Annotated in this window: 11 protein-coding genes; 6 read left to right on the top strand and 5 right to left on the bottom strand. The window is 45.3% G+C overall.

The annotated features are described in order from the left end of the window. From RXX31_RS06115 to purT, 3 genes are all read left to right on the top strand, one after another. A complete protein-coding gene (locus RXX31_RS06115) occupies positions 1-678 on the top strand; it encodes an LrgB family protein (protein WP_317588202.1) in 678 nt (225 codons plus the stop codon). Between the two features lie 330 nt (positions 679-1,008). Continuing rightward, entirely contained in the window at positions 1,009-1,896 is an 888-nt protein-coding gene (gene cdd, locus RXX31_RS06110) for a cytidine deaminase (protein WP_317588201.1), read from the top strand. Between the two features lie 146 nt (positions 1,897-2,042). After that, on the top strand, positions 2,043-3,218 hold the full coding sequence (gene purT / locus RXX31_RS06105; protein WP_317588200.1) for a formate-dependent phosphoribosylglycinamide formyltransferase: 1,176 nt from the start codon (positions 2,043-2,045) through the stop codon (positions 3,216-3,218). Positions 3,219-3,504: 286 nt separating this feature from the next. Here the strand turns inward: purT and RXX31_RS06100 are convergent, their stop codons facing one another. Beyond that, entirely contained in the window at positions 3,505-4,155 is a 651-nt protein-coding gene (locus tag RXX31_RS06100) for a thiopurine S-methyltransferase (RefSeq protein ID WP_317588199.1), read from the bottom strand. Positions 4,156-4,470: 315 nt separating this feature from the next. Here RXX31_RS06100 and RXX31_RS06095 point away from each other — a divergent pair, with 315 nt between their 5' ends. Continuing rightward, positions 4,471-5,247 (top strand): phosphoribosylglycinamide formyltransferase, encoded by a 777-nt coding sequence (locus tag RXX31_RS06095; protein WP_317588198.1) that lies wholly within the window; start codon positions 4,471-4,473, stop codon positions 5,245-5,247. Positions 5,248-5,353: 106 nt separating this feature from the next. Here RXX31_RS06095 and ihfA read toward each other — a convergent pair whose 3' ends face one another. Then, positions 5,354-5,650 carry an integration host factor subunit alpha gene (ihfA, locus tag RXX31_RS06090; RefSeq protein ID WP_005462650.1) on the bottom strand — a complete coding sequence of 99 codons (297 nt, stop codon included), beginning with the start codon at positions 5,648-5,650 and terminating at the stop codon, positions 5,354-5,356. Positions 5,651-6,194: 544 nt separating this feature from the next. Between ihfA and RXX31_RS06085 the strand changes: the two genes are divergently transcribed. Next, a complete protein-coding gene (locus RXX31_RS06085; protein WP_317588197.1) occupies positions 6,195-7,073 on the top strand; it encodes an AEC family transporter in 879 nt (292 codons plus the stop codon). A gap of 15 nt (positions 7,074-7,088) precedes the next feature. Here the strand turns inward: RXX31_RS06085 and RXX31_RS06080 are convergent, their stop codons facing one another. Further along, positions 7,089-8,084, bottom strand: a complete 996-nt coding sequence (locus tag RXX31_RS06080) for a LacI family DNA-binding transcriptional regulator (RefSeq protein ID WP_317588196.1) — start codon at positions 8,082-8,084, stop codon at positions 7,089-7,091. A gap of 316 nt (positions 8,085-8,400) precedes the next feature. On the opposite strand from RXX31_RS06080, the gene RXX31_RS06075 reads away from it, so the two are divergent. After that, positions 8,401-9,318 (top strand): aminoimidazole riboside kinase, encoded by a 918-nt coding sequence (locus RXX31_RS06075; RefSeq protein WP_317588195.1) that lies wholly within the window; start codon positions 8,401-8,403, stop codon positions 9,316-9,318. A 56-nt stretch (positions 9,319-9,374) separates the two neighbouring features. On the opposite strand, the gene RXX31_RS06070 is transcribed toward RXX31_RS06075, so the two are convergent. Continuing rightward, positions 9,375-11,006 (bottom strand): glycoside hydrolase family 32 protein, encoded by a 1,632-nt coding sequence (locus tag RXX31_RS06070; RefSeq protein WP_317588194.1) that lies wholly within the window; start codon positions 11,004-11,006, stop codon positions 9,375-9,377. A 289-nt stretch (positions 11,007-11,295) separates the two neighbouring features. Further along, positions 11,296-13,683: a phenylalanine--tRNA ligase subunit beta gene (gene pheT / locus RXX31_RS06065; protein WP_317588193.1), complete on the bottom strand. Its 2,388-nt coding sequence runs from the start codon at positions 13,681-13,683 to the stop codon at positions 11,296-11,298. Positions 13,684-13,708: the final 25 nt, after the last annotated feature.

Below are 13,708 nucleotides of genomic sequence, written 5' to 3'. Positions count from 1 at the left end.
ATGTGGATTTTACTCACTATTGTTGTTTTCCTTATTGCTCGTAAGATCGCGATTAAAGCGAATCACCCAATTGTTAACCCACTGCTTATCTCTATTGCGGTCATCATCCCCTTGTTGACCTACCTGAACGTGCCTTTTGACACTTACTATGCCGACAACGAAGTGTTTAGTTTCCTGCTACAACCTGCCGTTGTGGCACTAGCTTACCCGCTATATGAGCAGCTTCCTCAAATCAGAGCAAACTGGCGCATCATTACCTTGGCTTGTGTTCTCGGCAGTGTGATGTCGATGACGACCGCGACTTTAATAGCCGTCGCTTTTCACACCGAGTTGAGTTTGATCGCGAGCTTGGTTGGTAAATCAGTGACCACCCCTATTGCGATGGAAATCTCCAGCCACCTTGGTGGTGAAGCGGCTGTTGCGGCGATTTTGGTACTTCTGGTTGGCTTGTTGGGTGCGATTGTGGCTTACCCTATCTACAACCTGATTGGGATTAAGCATCCTATTGCCCGAGGTTTAACCATGGGTACGGTGTCCCACGCACTGGGGACTGCGACGTGTGTCGAGAAACAACCAGCAGACGCGGCGTTCTCGTCTTTGGCGTTAGTACTTTGCGGCATTATTACGTCGGTTCTGGCTCCGAGCTTTTTTGCTCTGACTGTCTGGCTGTATCAATAAGCAACGGTTTTGGCCTGCCTATCATCTGGGCAGGTCTTTCCCCGATTCTCTCTCCTATTCTACCTCTACAGATTGAAATCCGTTCGCAACCTGACCTCTTAGAAATGTAATGGGAGCGACACTCAATGCCTCATCACTTGTGATATGTGTATGAGTTAATATATTTAAGAGATCGACGTAACATTCAGCGCCTGTGCAATCGAATACATGTGTGACTTCACTCTAACTATGTAACGTTAATTACAATTGCATTATTTTGCGTGATCTAAAGCACAGAACATTTTCCCACTTTACATAGAATAACTGTCCATGCAATAACAAGGATTCAACATGAAAAGTCGCATTGAACAAGCGCTAGCAAGCGCACCTGAAGCACTTTCAAACCAACTTGCTCCTATCGTCTTAGCCGACGATTTTGATGCTACTCTTTCAGCACAGCAGTTTGAGCAGTTACTGTCTGCTACCGCTCTATCTGACAAAGCGCTGCGTGTTGCTCTGCTTCCTTTTGCCGCGGCTTATTCTTACGCGCCTATTTCTGAGTTTTATGTTGGTGCCATTGTTCGCGGGCTTTCTGGCCGTCTCTACTTCGGCGCAAACATGGAGTTCCTTGGTGTTCAGCTTGGTCAAACTGTTCACGCAGAACAATCTGCAATCAGTCACGCCTGGATGAAGGGTGAACGCGGTGTTAAAGACATCACGATTAACTTTAGCCCTTGTGGTCACTGTCGTCAGTTTATGAACGAGCTGTCTACAGCGAAAGAGCTAAAAGTCCAATTGCCAGAGCGTGAAGAAAAATCGCTACATGAATATCTACCCGAAGCATTTGGACCCGCCGATTTGGGTATCAAATCTGGCCTAATGGCTGAAGTTAAGCATCAGTTCGAATGTGAAGATAACGATGTGCTGATTCAAAAAGCCGTCGATGCAATGAACATGAGCCATGCCCCTTACACCAATAATCTGAGCGGTTTGGCGTTAGAGCTTGCTGATGGACGCGTTTTCCAAGGTGCTTACGCTGAGAATGCGGCGTTTAACCCGAGCCTTCCTCCTCTTCAAGTTGCTTTGATTCAGGTGTTACTGGCAGGTGGAACCTTTGATAACATCAAAGCGGCAGCGTTAGTGGAGAATTCAGAAGGTAAAATCAGTCATCTTGCTGATACTCAGTCAACGTTAGAAGCGTTGAATCCCGACATTCCACTAAGTTTCGTTAACGTGTAATCACATAATGATGTCGATGAAAGCTCTACAAAATGTAGAGCTTTTTTATTACTAAAAAACCCTACGCAAACGTTTGCTTTAAGATAAAAATTCAGTATGATCCCCTGCAAATTCTGTCTCATCACTTTATTTTGTAAGGGAACGATATGTTCGGTACTGCAACCAGCGCAAATGCTACTCGTGTGTTACTTTTAGGCTCTGGCGAACTTGGTAAAGAAGTCGCGATTGAATGTCAACGTCTGGGTCTGGAAGTCATCGCTTGTGACCGTTATGCGAATGCACCAGCCATGCAAGTCGCTCACCGCAGCTACGTGCTTGATATGCTGGATGGTCAAGCATTAGAAGAAATCATCAATAAAGAGCAACCGGCTTACGTTGTTCCTGAAATTGAAGCTATTGCGACCGATAAGCTAGTAGAGCTTGAAGCGAAAGGTCTGAATGTCGTTCCAACGGCTAAGGCAACTAAGCTTACAATGAACCGTGAAGGTATTCGTCGTTTAGCCGCAGAAGAGCTTCAACTGACAACTTCCCCTTACCAATTCGCAGACAACTACGATGACTTTAAAGCCGCAGTCGAGTTTACGGGTATCCCTTGTGTGGTTAAACCAGTGATGAGCTCATCTGGTAAAGGCCAGAGTGTCATCAAAACAGAAGCTGACATTGAAAAAGCGTGGAACTACGCGCAAGAAGGCGGTCGTACAGGCGCTGGTCGCGTGATTGTTGAAGGCTTTATTGATTTTGATTACGAGATCACTTTGCTTACTGTTCGCGCTGTGGATGGCGTACACTTCTGTGCACCAATTGGCCACCGCCAGGAAGATGGTGACTACCGCGAGTCTTGGCAGCCTCAAGCAATGTCAGAAAACGCAGTAAAAGCAGCACAGTACGCAGCGGAAAAAGTCGTCAATGCTTTAGGCGGCTACGGTATTTTTGGTGTTGAGTTGTTTGTGAAAGGCGACACTGTGATCTTCAACGAGGTCTCTCCTCGCCCACATGACACGGGATTGGTTACCCTGATCTCTCAGGAAATGTCTGAGTTTGCACTTCACGTTCGTGCGTTTACCGGCATGCCAATCAACAACATTGTTCAATACGGTCCTTCTGCATCAGCCGTTATTCTTGGTCAGGGAACTTCTACAAACATTCGTTTTGAAAACCTGTCTGAAGCTCTGGCACAGCCACAAACGCAAGTTCGTCTGTTTGGCAAACCAGAAATCGACGGTCGTCGTCGTTTAGGCGTGGTTATGACTCGCCGAAACAGTATAGAAGAATCCGTTCAAGATGCGGTAGAAAGTGCATCGAAAGTAAATATCATTTACTAAGTTCATTCTGACGTTCTGACATAACAAATAGCGCAGCTATATCAGCTTAATACCGTTCGTTTAACAGCGAACGGTATTATCATCCGTCATTCTGGACAGCGACGAAGGAGCGTGATTCAGAATCTTCTATCCGAGCACTCTGTCACCAAAATTATTCCTATATTGTTTTAGCTTGCTGATAATAGATTCCTAGTCTCGCTATGGCTCGCTGGAATGACCCGATTATGGCCGTTAAGCGATTAGCATTAGCTAAAACAGCGCTGCGCAATTGCCCTAACATCAATATCTAAGGCGCTTCAATCAAGTACACTTCTTCAGAGAAACGGCTCAGTCCCTGCTTCGCAATTTTTGGGTGATCATCATCCGCTTCATCCACGTTGAGACAAGTCACTTTGTAACCATCGAACAACTGTTCAATCTCGTTAACCGGTACGCTAAATGGAGGACCCGCCTTCTCTTGCTGAGAGTAATCCAGTGTCACAAGCAGAATACGACCACCCGGCTTAAGAAGCTGTTTTAAACGCTCTGCGTACTCTTCTCGCATCTCTTGTGGCAATGCAACCAAAGCCGCTCGGTCGTAGACGATATCGACTTGAGAAACCGGTGCGGTAAAAAAGTCACCTGTGTAAATAGAGAGTTCATCAAACTGATACAGCTCATGCATTCCGTTTATCGGCGTGACCATTGGGGTATAAAAATGCTCAGCAAAGAAAGCACGTACCGCAATTTGACTTAATTCAACACCAATAACTTCATCATGTTTGGTCGCCAACCATGCAAGGTCTTCCGACTTACCACAAAGTGGAACCAATACGGTGTCTTCACGCTTAGGATTGGTATGGTGCCAATGCTGAGTCAATAATGGATTGACATCTTCCAGATGGAATCCGATTTTGTTGCTGGCCCACTTATTGTGCCAAAACTCTGGGTCTCTCATTTTATTTTCTACTTGTCGGCTGATTTTCATTTTGTGGAGTAAGACTAATGATTTTTTCGAATTTGTCTATGCCGTTCATCTTTCGTTAATCCCCAAATGCTACGATGCATTTACTCTCTGAAGAAGGATACTGACGTTTAATTAACAGAATAATGAAAATATAAATCGTGATCTAACGCATAATTCCACTACAAACATAAGAGTTAACCTTGGAATGTTTCAAAAGATCCCCATTTATTAGTAACAACCTAATTTGCAAATCTTAGCGACTTTTTAGTTCCCATTTTCTAAGTGCAAGCAAGTTAAGGAGAGTGAATGAGCTTATTTTTACGTACAACAGCATTGATGCTTTTGGTACTAAGCCGGGCACCAGCATTCGCCGCGATGCCTATTGCGCCAATCAGTAGTGAACAGAATCGTTCAGCAAGTCAAAACGAGGTTTGCTCAAAACTATTCAAACACAGCCTAAGCGGCTTATATGGTATCCGCTCCATCGACTCAAACCCAACTCAGCCATACGCTGATTTTGATATCCTTTACACCAAAGCACACCAAGCTCAATTCGAACTTGAGACCATCTGTAAAAGTACCGCCCTTCTTAACGACGCCCAGCCTTACTTTGCTGGCGTAAAATCCAAACAACGAGCAGAAGAGAAAATCGCTCACGAACTCGATGGTCAGGTTGAACGCATCACGGATCTGGCACGTGCGACCATTGTTGCGGAAGATGTGGCAAGTTTGGTCTCAATCTACGAAACACTAGAGCGCGAAACGACGATTGTTAAAGTGAAAAACCGATTTAAAAAGCCGGGTCCATCGGGTTACCGAGATTTGAACTTACTGGTTCGTTTACCAAAAACCAACCTTGTCGCAGAAGTCCAGCTACACTTGAAAGCCATTGCAGATGTAAAGAATGGCCCTGAGCATGACCTTTATGAAAGAATCCAAAAACTTGAACGTCAGGCAATGGCAGAAAAACGCCCGCAGACTGAATTTGAAATGGCGGCGATTAGAAATATGCGCAGTCAAGCGAAGAACTTGTACCAGCGTGCATGGCAGCCGTATTTGACCACACACTTAGAAGCAGCATAATTAGAAAATAATAAACCACCGCAATGCGGTGGTTTTCTTTTGCGTGTCTACACTAAAATGCACGCACAACAAAAGATCACGAGCAAGCGTGATCTATTGGGTTTGTTTACTGTTCTTTTTTGAGATTTTCTACGCGAGCTTTCAACTTCTGACCCGGACGGAAAGTCACTACACGTCGAGCAGTAATTGGAATGTCTTCACCAGTTTTCGGGTTACGACCAGGTCGTTCATTTTTGTCTCGAAGATCAAAATTTCCAAAACCTGACAGTTTTACCTGTTCGCCACTTTCTAGTGCCTTGCGAATTTCTTCAAAGAACACTTCCACCGTTTCCTTGGCGTCCCGTTTACTAAATCCCAATTTATCAAACAGGTTTTCTGCCAATTCGGCTTTTGTGAGCGCCATAAAACTTTCCTCAAAGCTATGTTAAACAATGCTACCCTACGTGTAGCGCCAGAGCAGTTTTACCCTACCAATTCAACAACATATCGGGGTTACATCAGGAAGTGTATGACAAGCTTATGATTTTCGCCAACTTTTTTCTTTACGAATAAATGGATTATAGGGATGTAATTTATTGTTAAACACCAACATTTTGACATTTTTTATTTAGAGAGTTCTTAAATACAAAACTCACACAGTCAATTAAACTAGTTTTAGTTATAAATTCGATATAATAAACCATTTTATAAATTTGTCAGGTATAGGCTATTTTACAAACATCTGACATAAAACTTGTCGTTATTTCAGTTATTTGTAAGTAACTAGGTACATAAATGCCCTATGAAGTAGTAAGACCACTGACCACTGTTTTCCTTCCATAAAGCTTGATTCAACCCAAGATTCTCACCGTTTTACAATGACTCACGAACCAAAGGTTGATAGTGTGAACCTAGATTCACTTCATAACGAAATCATCACAATTCTTACCATTATTTAAAGTACGGTCATGATTAATCAAGTCATCAATATTCTTTTTCCTGTATTTGCTCTTGTCGGCGTCGGCTATTTAGTCGGCCGACATATTAAGCCAGATTTCCGCCCAATCAATCGAATCAACATTGATGTCTTTACTCCAGCGCTAGTGTTCTCTTCTCTGGTTAGCATGCCACTGGACGATGCTCAAGGTCCCCTACTTTTCGCCGCTGTTATTGCGGTCTTGGTCCCAGGGATACTGATGATACCGATCTGTAAAATAAGTGGGCTGACCTTTAAAGCATGGGCACCGCCGCACATGTTTCGTAACAGCGGTAATCTCGCCATACCTCTGTTTACTTATACATTTGGTGATATTGCCCTTTCTTCGGCGGTGTTACTGTTTGTGGTATCGGCTTGTCTACATATAAGTGTGGGAATGATGCTATTAAGTAATGGCAATCCGCTTAAACAGATCATAAAAATGCCTGTATTTTCATCAGCTTTACTTGCTTTAGGCCTTAACTTATCAGGGGTCGGGGCTTGGGCCCCCCTATATGAGGCTACAGCGCTATTAGGTCAGGCTGCGGTGCCAGTTATGCTGCTTTCACTGGGCGCACAGATGTGTAACTTACGTCTGGATGGTCTCAAAGTTGGCGTAATATGTACGGTACAATCGCTTACGACAGGTGCAGTCGCTTTCGCTTTAATCTACTGGTTTATCCCTCTGCCAACCATGCAGTTACAAATGATGGTACTTTTCACCATGCTACCGCCTGCAGTGATGAACTATTTATTTGCAGAGCGACTGAACATAGAGCCGATGAATGTGGCTTCGATGGTGTTATTTGGCAACTTTTTTAGCATATTAACCCTACCTATCCTGCTCACTTACACTTTATCGCTCTCTTAATACCGGAGTGTAACCCTAACGATAATGTAATTTTGCGGGAAGCGTCAGATGCTGTGCTTCGCGATCTGGTGAATCAACCAGCGCTGTGACTTGCTCAAATAAGGTTTGCGCGATAAGTTCACAGTCCTGCTCTATTGAGTCAATTTTTATCGGCAAGCAATCTAAAATAGCAGAGTTATCAAAGGTGGCTATTTTTATATTCTCATTCAGCAACCTATGTTCCGTCAGATAACGTAAAACACCTTCCAGAATGGAATAAGAGGCAACAAATATTCGTGTCGGCAGGCGGCTAATCTCTTGGTGAACTTCCTGTATCATGACATATCCAGACTCTGGCTGATAATTCTTATGCTTCACTAGCTTTTGATCTAGCTCTACGTCCGCTGCCAGCAAAGCAGCCTGATAACCAGAGTACCGGTCTTTACTCGGTGAAAGCTCTAATTGCCCACCCAAATACGCGCACTCACTAGCTTGTTGGCAAAGTTTTTCGACAACCTGTTGCGTTGCACTAAAAGCGTCCGTTTTGATTGTGGTTAACGAAGTGGACTCAAAAATACGGTCAAACAGAATGACTGGGGTCTGTTGGGTGACTTCCAGATAAAATGCGTCTTCAGTCATCGCCGTCGCGACCATGAGTACATCCACTTGCCGCTCCAACAGGCTCTTCACTGCCGCTTGTTCTTGTTCTGGATCATCTTCTGAAGAGGCAATCAAAAGCTGGTAACCATGGCTACGTGCTAACTTCTCCAACAATTTTGCAGTGGTAGCAAAGCCCATGTTGGCTAAATCAGGAATCACCAGTCCTAGCGTATAGGTACGGTTTGCCTTTAGCGCACGAGCGTATAAGCTTGGCGCATAATTGTGCTCATCGACCACAGCCTGGACGCGTTTTACCGTTTCCTCATTAATACGATGTTTCTTTGCGTGACCATTGAGGACAAAGCTAACTGTGGATTTAGAGACGCCAGCAAGCTCAGCAATATCTGCCAACTTCAGTTTTTTCTTTTTCACCTAACCCTTCCGTGATGAGTGACTTGTGATTAACCCAAAACACCAGCAATAACGTACGTAGCGCTAAACATATCCAGTCGTTACTTCGGTTAATTTATCTCGTGAACAGGTTTACAACATCGGACGCCATCATACCGATGAAAGCGTTGAAAGCCATCCCTTTTGACCTCATGGATGTCAGTGAGTAATCCCTTCCTATGGCGTAGATCACAATCAGCGGTATTTCTGCTTCTGATAAGGTTATTTCTATTGATTAGCTAAATCGTTTTAGCTAAAAATACTCTCAGTCAATCTAAGCAGTTTTAAGGTATAAGTTATGAGCACAATTTGGGTGACTGGTGATGCGGTCGTTGACTTGATTCCGGATTCCGATTCCACGTATTTGAAATGTCCTGGTGGCGCGCCTGCCAATGTAGCAGTAGCAATCGCTCGTTTGGGTGGCAACAGCGCATTTTTTGGCCGTGTCGGGCTCGATCCGTTGGGTCGCTTTATGAAAGAAACCCTGGATCAGGAAGCAGTGAATACAGATTTTATGCTGCTTGATGAGGCTCAACGCACATCGACCGTTATTGTTGACTTGGATGACTCAGGTGAACGCAGCTTTACCTTTATGGTCAAACCAAGTGCCGATCAGTTCTTGCTTCCTACCGATATCCCTTCCTTTTTAAAGGGAGACTGGCTGCATGTATGTTCGATAGCGCTAGCGAATGAGCCAAGCCGAAGCAGTACACTAAAAGCAATGCGAGACATTAAACAAGCAGGTGGCTTTGTTAGCTTTGATCCTAACCTTCGGGAAGAGGTATGGGCAGAGCCAGAGCAACTTAAACCTGTCGTGCGCCAGGCAGTAGAACTGGCAGATGTCGTTAAGTTTTCAGACGACGAGCTGCTTTTCTTAACCGATACGGACTCTTTAGAACAAGGCTTAGACGCGATTAAGCATTTCAATAATACGCTCGTCTTGATCACTCAAGGAGCAAAAGGCGCACTAACGGTATTTGAAGGGGAGCAAGAATTGATTGCAGGTCAAGCGGTGAAACCTGTAGATACAACTGGCGCAGGTGACGCATTTGTCGGTGGTTTACTGGCGAAACTGGCGCAACAATCAGACTGGGCAAATAAAGAAACCATTCACGCCGCAGTAAACTGGGCAAATGGGTGTGGTGCGCTCGCCACAACTCAAAAAGGGGCAATGACGGCCTTGCCGACTCAGCAAGCCCTACTCAATTACATTTAATATCCATCCAGAATGCAAAATCCCCGCATATAGCGGGGATATTTTTTAAGTGGGTTTTATCGTTGCTGAAATGGCGCTTTCGCTACTCTGAGCCGGTGTAATGTAGCCTCAGCTGCCTGGCCTTGGAGCGATATTCTGGTTGCATTTTGATCGGTGAACACTCGTGATGTCATCACCGCAGAACCACCGTTTACAAATACTTCTAACGAAGAGGTGTCAGCGAGAATACGTAATTCAATGCGTTCACTATCTAGTGGCAACTCACGAATAGTATCTTGTGCTCGATTCAACGTTTGAGAACGGTCCATGATTAAACAGCGATTTCTTTCTTCTGCTCGTAATACGATCTTCTGCGTCGAGTTCTCAAACAGATTAAGTTCATCGCCCCACTCTAACGTAACCGTTAAATCAAAGGACTTAGTACCAACATTCAGCCCATTTGCATCAAGGTTGATCTCAGAAGAAGACTCAATCAGAGATTCCATCTCAGCAATAGGCCATTGGTATAGGGTGCCATCCCGATACGTCAGCTCTCTCATTGCGGTAAGTTGGTGCACCCAGCCATTACCCGTGCTTGGCTGGTCAACTTCATCAGGCAGGCCCATCCAGCCGCACATCACTCGCCTACCATCTGGTGTTTGCATACTTTGGGGGGCGTAAAAATCGAAGCCAAAGTCTAAGTGTTGAAACTCACCCATTTTCAGCCCATTGCCTTCAACCCAATTGGCTTTCACAATGCCGTTGTGATGAGGAATGGTGTTGTGTGCGGAAAAAGATGGTATGCCTTGCGGCCCAATCACCACAAACATTTGTTCATCCAGAGTAAACAGGTCCGGACATTCCCACATGTATCCAAAATCGCCTAACTCTTCACCATACAGTCCGTTAAAGTGCCATTGATATAAATCGTCTGACTGGTAAATGGCCAGTCGTCCTTTTAACTCTTCCGTTTGTGCGCCCAGCAACATAAGCCACGTGCCATTATGACGAACAACTTTAGGGTCTCGAATATGAGGGGTGACATGTGGCGGTAACGAATCAATGACAGGACCATATTTGGTAAAGTTCACACCATCACGGGAAGTCGCTAAACACTGAGTCGTTTGACGGTCTCGCTCTTGCCCTATACGAGTGTTACCCGTGTAAAACAACATCAACTCTTCACCCTGGCTCAGCGCATGCCCAGAGAATACACCGTGGCTGTCACACCAAAGAGAAGGCGTCAAAGCAACCGAGTGCCACTTCCAATTAACCATATCCTGGCTGGTTAAGTGCACCCAGTGTTTATCTTTGTGTTCACAACTGTATGGGTACCACTGATAAAAAAGGTGGTACTCACCATTATGATAAATAAACCCATTTGGGTCGTTAAGTAAACCCTGAGGTGGGGAGATATGCCAAGACGGACGATATTCGCACTCAACGGGTTCTTGTAAAGCAGAAAAATGTTTAGATTGCTGTGCAGAAATAGCCTCTCCCACTTCGAGTAACGCTTCAGTGCTTAATCCAGTTGGACGGGAGAATATTAACTGAGTCTCCCCCTGAACCTCTTCCCGATTTTCGATCAGAGCAGAGTCCTGGACCAAATCAATATCCCGGACTTCTATCATAAGATCTTTTTTTGTAAGCAGTGTACGAGAGATATTTTCAATACCTCCACAAAGAGAAAGAATTGGTGTTATGGACATCAGTTTACCTAAACATTTAAAAATTGGGAACGATTGCAAAATACCATAGCGCTGGTTAGTTTCCTAGTTTGTCCAAACTTTCAAGCACTCATAGTTGAGGTAGATCTAGTTTTAAAGCGATTTAGTCTTCCATCCAACCCAATTAACGCCGACTATTTCGCTTAAAAATTGGAACGTTCCCTTTAGTTCGTGTTCCATGATTGTCAGTTCTTTGACTTCAAGTATAAAAAAACCCTGCCAAGTTGGTAGGGTTTTTAGACTTTCTTGTTAGCGAAGTATCACGATACGCTTAGTCGCGCAGAGTCGCACCAAACTTCTCAGATACGTGAGCAACGATAGCATCTACCGCACCCGCGATGTCTGCATCTTCTAACGTTCGCTCTACAGATTGTAGAGTCAGCGCGATTGCAAGGCTCTTCTTGCCTTCTTCAACGCCTTTACCTACGTACACGTCGAATAGCTTCGCATCTTTCAGGAACTCGCCGCCCTGCTCTAGACAAGCATTAACAATGTCACCGGATGCAATGGCGTCATCAACCACTACCGCGATATCGCGACGGTTTGATGGGAACTTAGAAAGCTGAACCGCTTCTGGAATCACTTTCGAGTTGATTGCAGACCATTCGATTTCAAATACGATAGTACGGCCATTTAGACCAAACTTACGCTCAAGCTCTGGGTGAACCGTACCGATTACACCGACTTCTTTGCCATCTACGATGATTGCCGCAGACTGACCTGGGTGAAGTGCTGGGTGCTTCACTGCTGCGAAAGAGTACGCTTTTTCGTTCGCAGATAGCTCAAGGATCGCTTCCAGATCACCTTTAAGATCGAAGAAGTCAACCGTGTTTGTTTCGATATCCCAGTGCTCTTCACCACGAGTACCAGCGATAACACCTGCTAGCATTGGCTCTTGGCGCATACCGTTTTCAGCAGATTCACATGGGATGAAACGCAGGCCATATTCGAATAGACGAACGCGTGGCTGCTGACGCTTCTGGTTGTGAACAACCGTGTTCAACAGACCTTGGATAAGACCAAGACGCATTGCTGACATGTCTGCTGAGATTGGGTTTGGAAGCACTAGTGGCTCAACACCCGGTACAATCAGACTTTGTTGCTCAGGCTCAACGAAGCTGTAAGTGATCGCTTCGTGGTAACCACGGTCAACAAGAAGGTCACGAACGCGTTTAAGTGGAAGATCCGCTTCAACGTGGTTGTGCATCTTAAGCGCTGCTGCTGGATGCTGATTAGGAATGTTGTTGTAGCCGTAGATACGACCCACTTCTTCAATCAGATCCTGCTCGATAGCGATATCGAAACGCCATGTTGGTGCTACTGCAACCCAGCCTTCTTCTGTAGCTTCTACTGTCAAACCAAGACGCTCCAGGATTTCTACAACATCGCTATCTGCAATGTGGTGACCCAGTAGGTTGTCCAGCTTAGTGCGACGTAGCGCAACTTTGTTTGGCTTAGGTAGGTCAGCTTCAGATTCTACTGAAACAACAGGCGCAACTTCACCGCCACAAATCTCAACAAGAAGCTGAGTTGCACGCTCCATTGAGCTTACTTGCAGTGCGTAATCCACACCACGCTCAAAGCGCATAGAAGAATCTGTGTGTAGACCGTAGCTACGAGCGCGACCGCGGATGTGGTCAGGTGCAAAGAAAGCACACTCAAGTAGAACGTCTTTAGTTTCTGATGTTACACCAGAGTCTTCACCACCAAAGATACCAGCGATAGCTAGTGCTTTGTTGTGGTCCGCGACAACTAGAGTGTCTGCGTTTAGTTCTGCTTCGTTACCGTCAAGAAGTGTTAGCTTCTCACCTTGCTCAGCCAGACGAACAACAATGCCGCCTTCGATCTTAGCCAGGTCGAACGCGTGCATTGGTTGGCCTTGCTCAAGCAGTACGTAGTTCGTGATGTCTACCACTGGGTCGATAGAGCGGATACCACAACGACGCAGTTTTTCTTGCATCCAAAGTGGTGTTTCAGCTTGAACGTTTACGTTCTTAACAATACGACCCATGTAACGTGGACACGCTGCTGGCGCTTTAACGTTGATGGAAACTGTGTCTTCGATTGCAGCAGCAACCGCTTCTACTGCTGGCTCAGTAACGTCAGCACGGTTAAGTACGCCAACTTCACGAGCCATACCGCGGATACTGAAACAGTCCGCGCGGTTTGCTGTTAAGTCTACGTCTACTGTTACGTCGTTTAGACCCAGGAATTCGCGGAAGTCGGTACCGATCACTGCGTCTTCTGCTAGCTCCATGATGCCGTCTGATTCAACGTCGATGCCTAGTTCAGTGAATGAACAAAGCATGCCGTGAGATGGCTGACCACGTAATTTTGCCTTCTTGATTTTGAAATCACCAGGAAGCACTGCGCCTACCGTTGCAACCGCAACTTTTAGGCCTTGACGACAGTTAGGCGCGCCACAAACGATGTCTAAAAGCTCTTCTTCGCCAACATCGATTTTAGTTACGCGTAGTTTGTCTGCATCTGGGTGTTGGCCACATTCAACAACGTGACCAACTTTAACGCCAGTAAATGAACCTGCAACAGGAAGAACGTCGTCTACCTCAAGGCCGGCCATTGTAATTTGGTGAGTTAGCTCGTCAGTAGTAACCGCAGGGTTTACCCACTCACGAAGCCATGATTCGCTGAATTTCATGTTAATGAACCCTCTGGATTACTTG

It is taken from the genome of Vibrio sp. EA2, from assembly GCF_033042495.1.
In the GTDB taxonomy this organism is placed as follows: Bacteria; Pseudomonadota; Gammaproteobacteria; order Enterobacterales; family Vibrionaceae; genus Vibrio.
The sequence above is the reverse complement of the archived record's forward strand: the minus strand, read 5'-3'. Positions and strand labels throughout refer to the sequence as shown.

What these genes read in the sequence shown, in the direction of transcription:
- RXX31_RS06115 (WP_317588202.1), top strand. Translation starts at nt 1, where the DNA reads ATGTGGATTTTACTCACTATTGTTGTTTTCCTTATTGCTCGTAAGATC.
- cdd (WP_317588201.1), top strand. Translation starts at nt 1,009, where the DNA reads ATGAAAAGTCGCATTGAACAAGCGCTAGCAAGCGCACCTGAAGCACTT.
- purT (WP_317588200.1), top strand. Translation starts at nt 2,043, where the DNA reads ATGTTCGGTACTGCAACCAGCGCAAATGCTACTCGTGTGTTACTTTTA.
- RXX31_RS06100 (WP_317588199.1), bottom strand. Translation starts at nt 4,155, where the DNA reads ATGAGAGACCCAGAGTTTTGGCACAATAAGTGGGCCAGCAACAAAATC.
- RXX31_RS06095 (WP_317588198.1), top strand. Translation starts at nt 4,471, where the DNA reads ATGAGCTTATTTTTACGTACAACAGCATTGATGCTTTTGGTACTAAGC.
- ihfA (WP_005462650.1), bottom strand. Translation starts at nt 5,650, where the DNA reads ATGGCGCTCACAAAAGCCGAATTGGCAGAAAACCTGTTTGATAAATTG.
- RXX31_RS06085 (WP_317588197.1), top strand. Translation starts at nt 6,195, where the DNA reads ATGATTAATCAAGTCATCAATATTCTTTTTCCTGTATTTGCTCTTGTC.
- RXX31_RS06075 (WP_317588195.1), top strand. Translation starts at nt 8,401, where the DNA reads ATGAGCACAATTTGGGTGACTGGTGATGCGGTCGTTGACTTGATTCCG.
- RXX31_RS06070 (WP_317588194.1), bottom strand. Translation starts at nt 11,006, where the DNA reads ATGTCCATAACACCAATTCTTTCTCTTTGTGGAGGTATTGAAAATATC.
- pheT (WP_317588193.1), bottom strand. Translation starts at nt 13,683, where the DNA reads ATGAAATTCAGCGAATCATGGCTTCGTGAGTGGGTAAACCCTGCGGTT.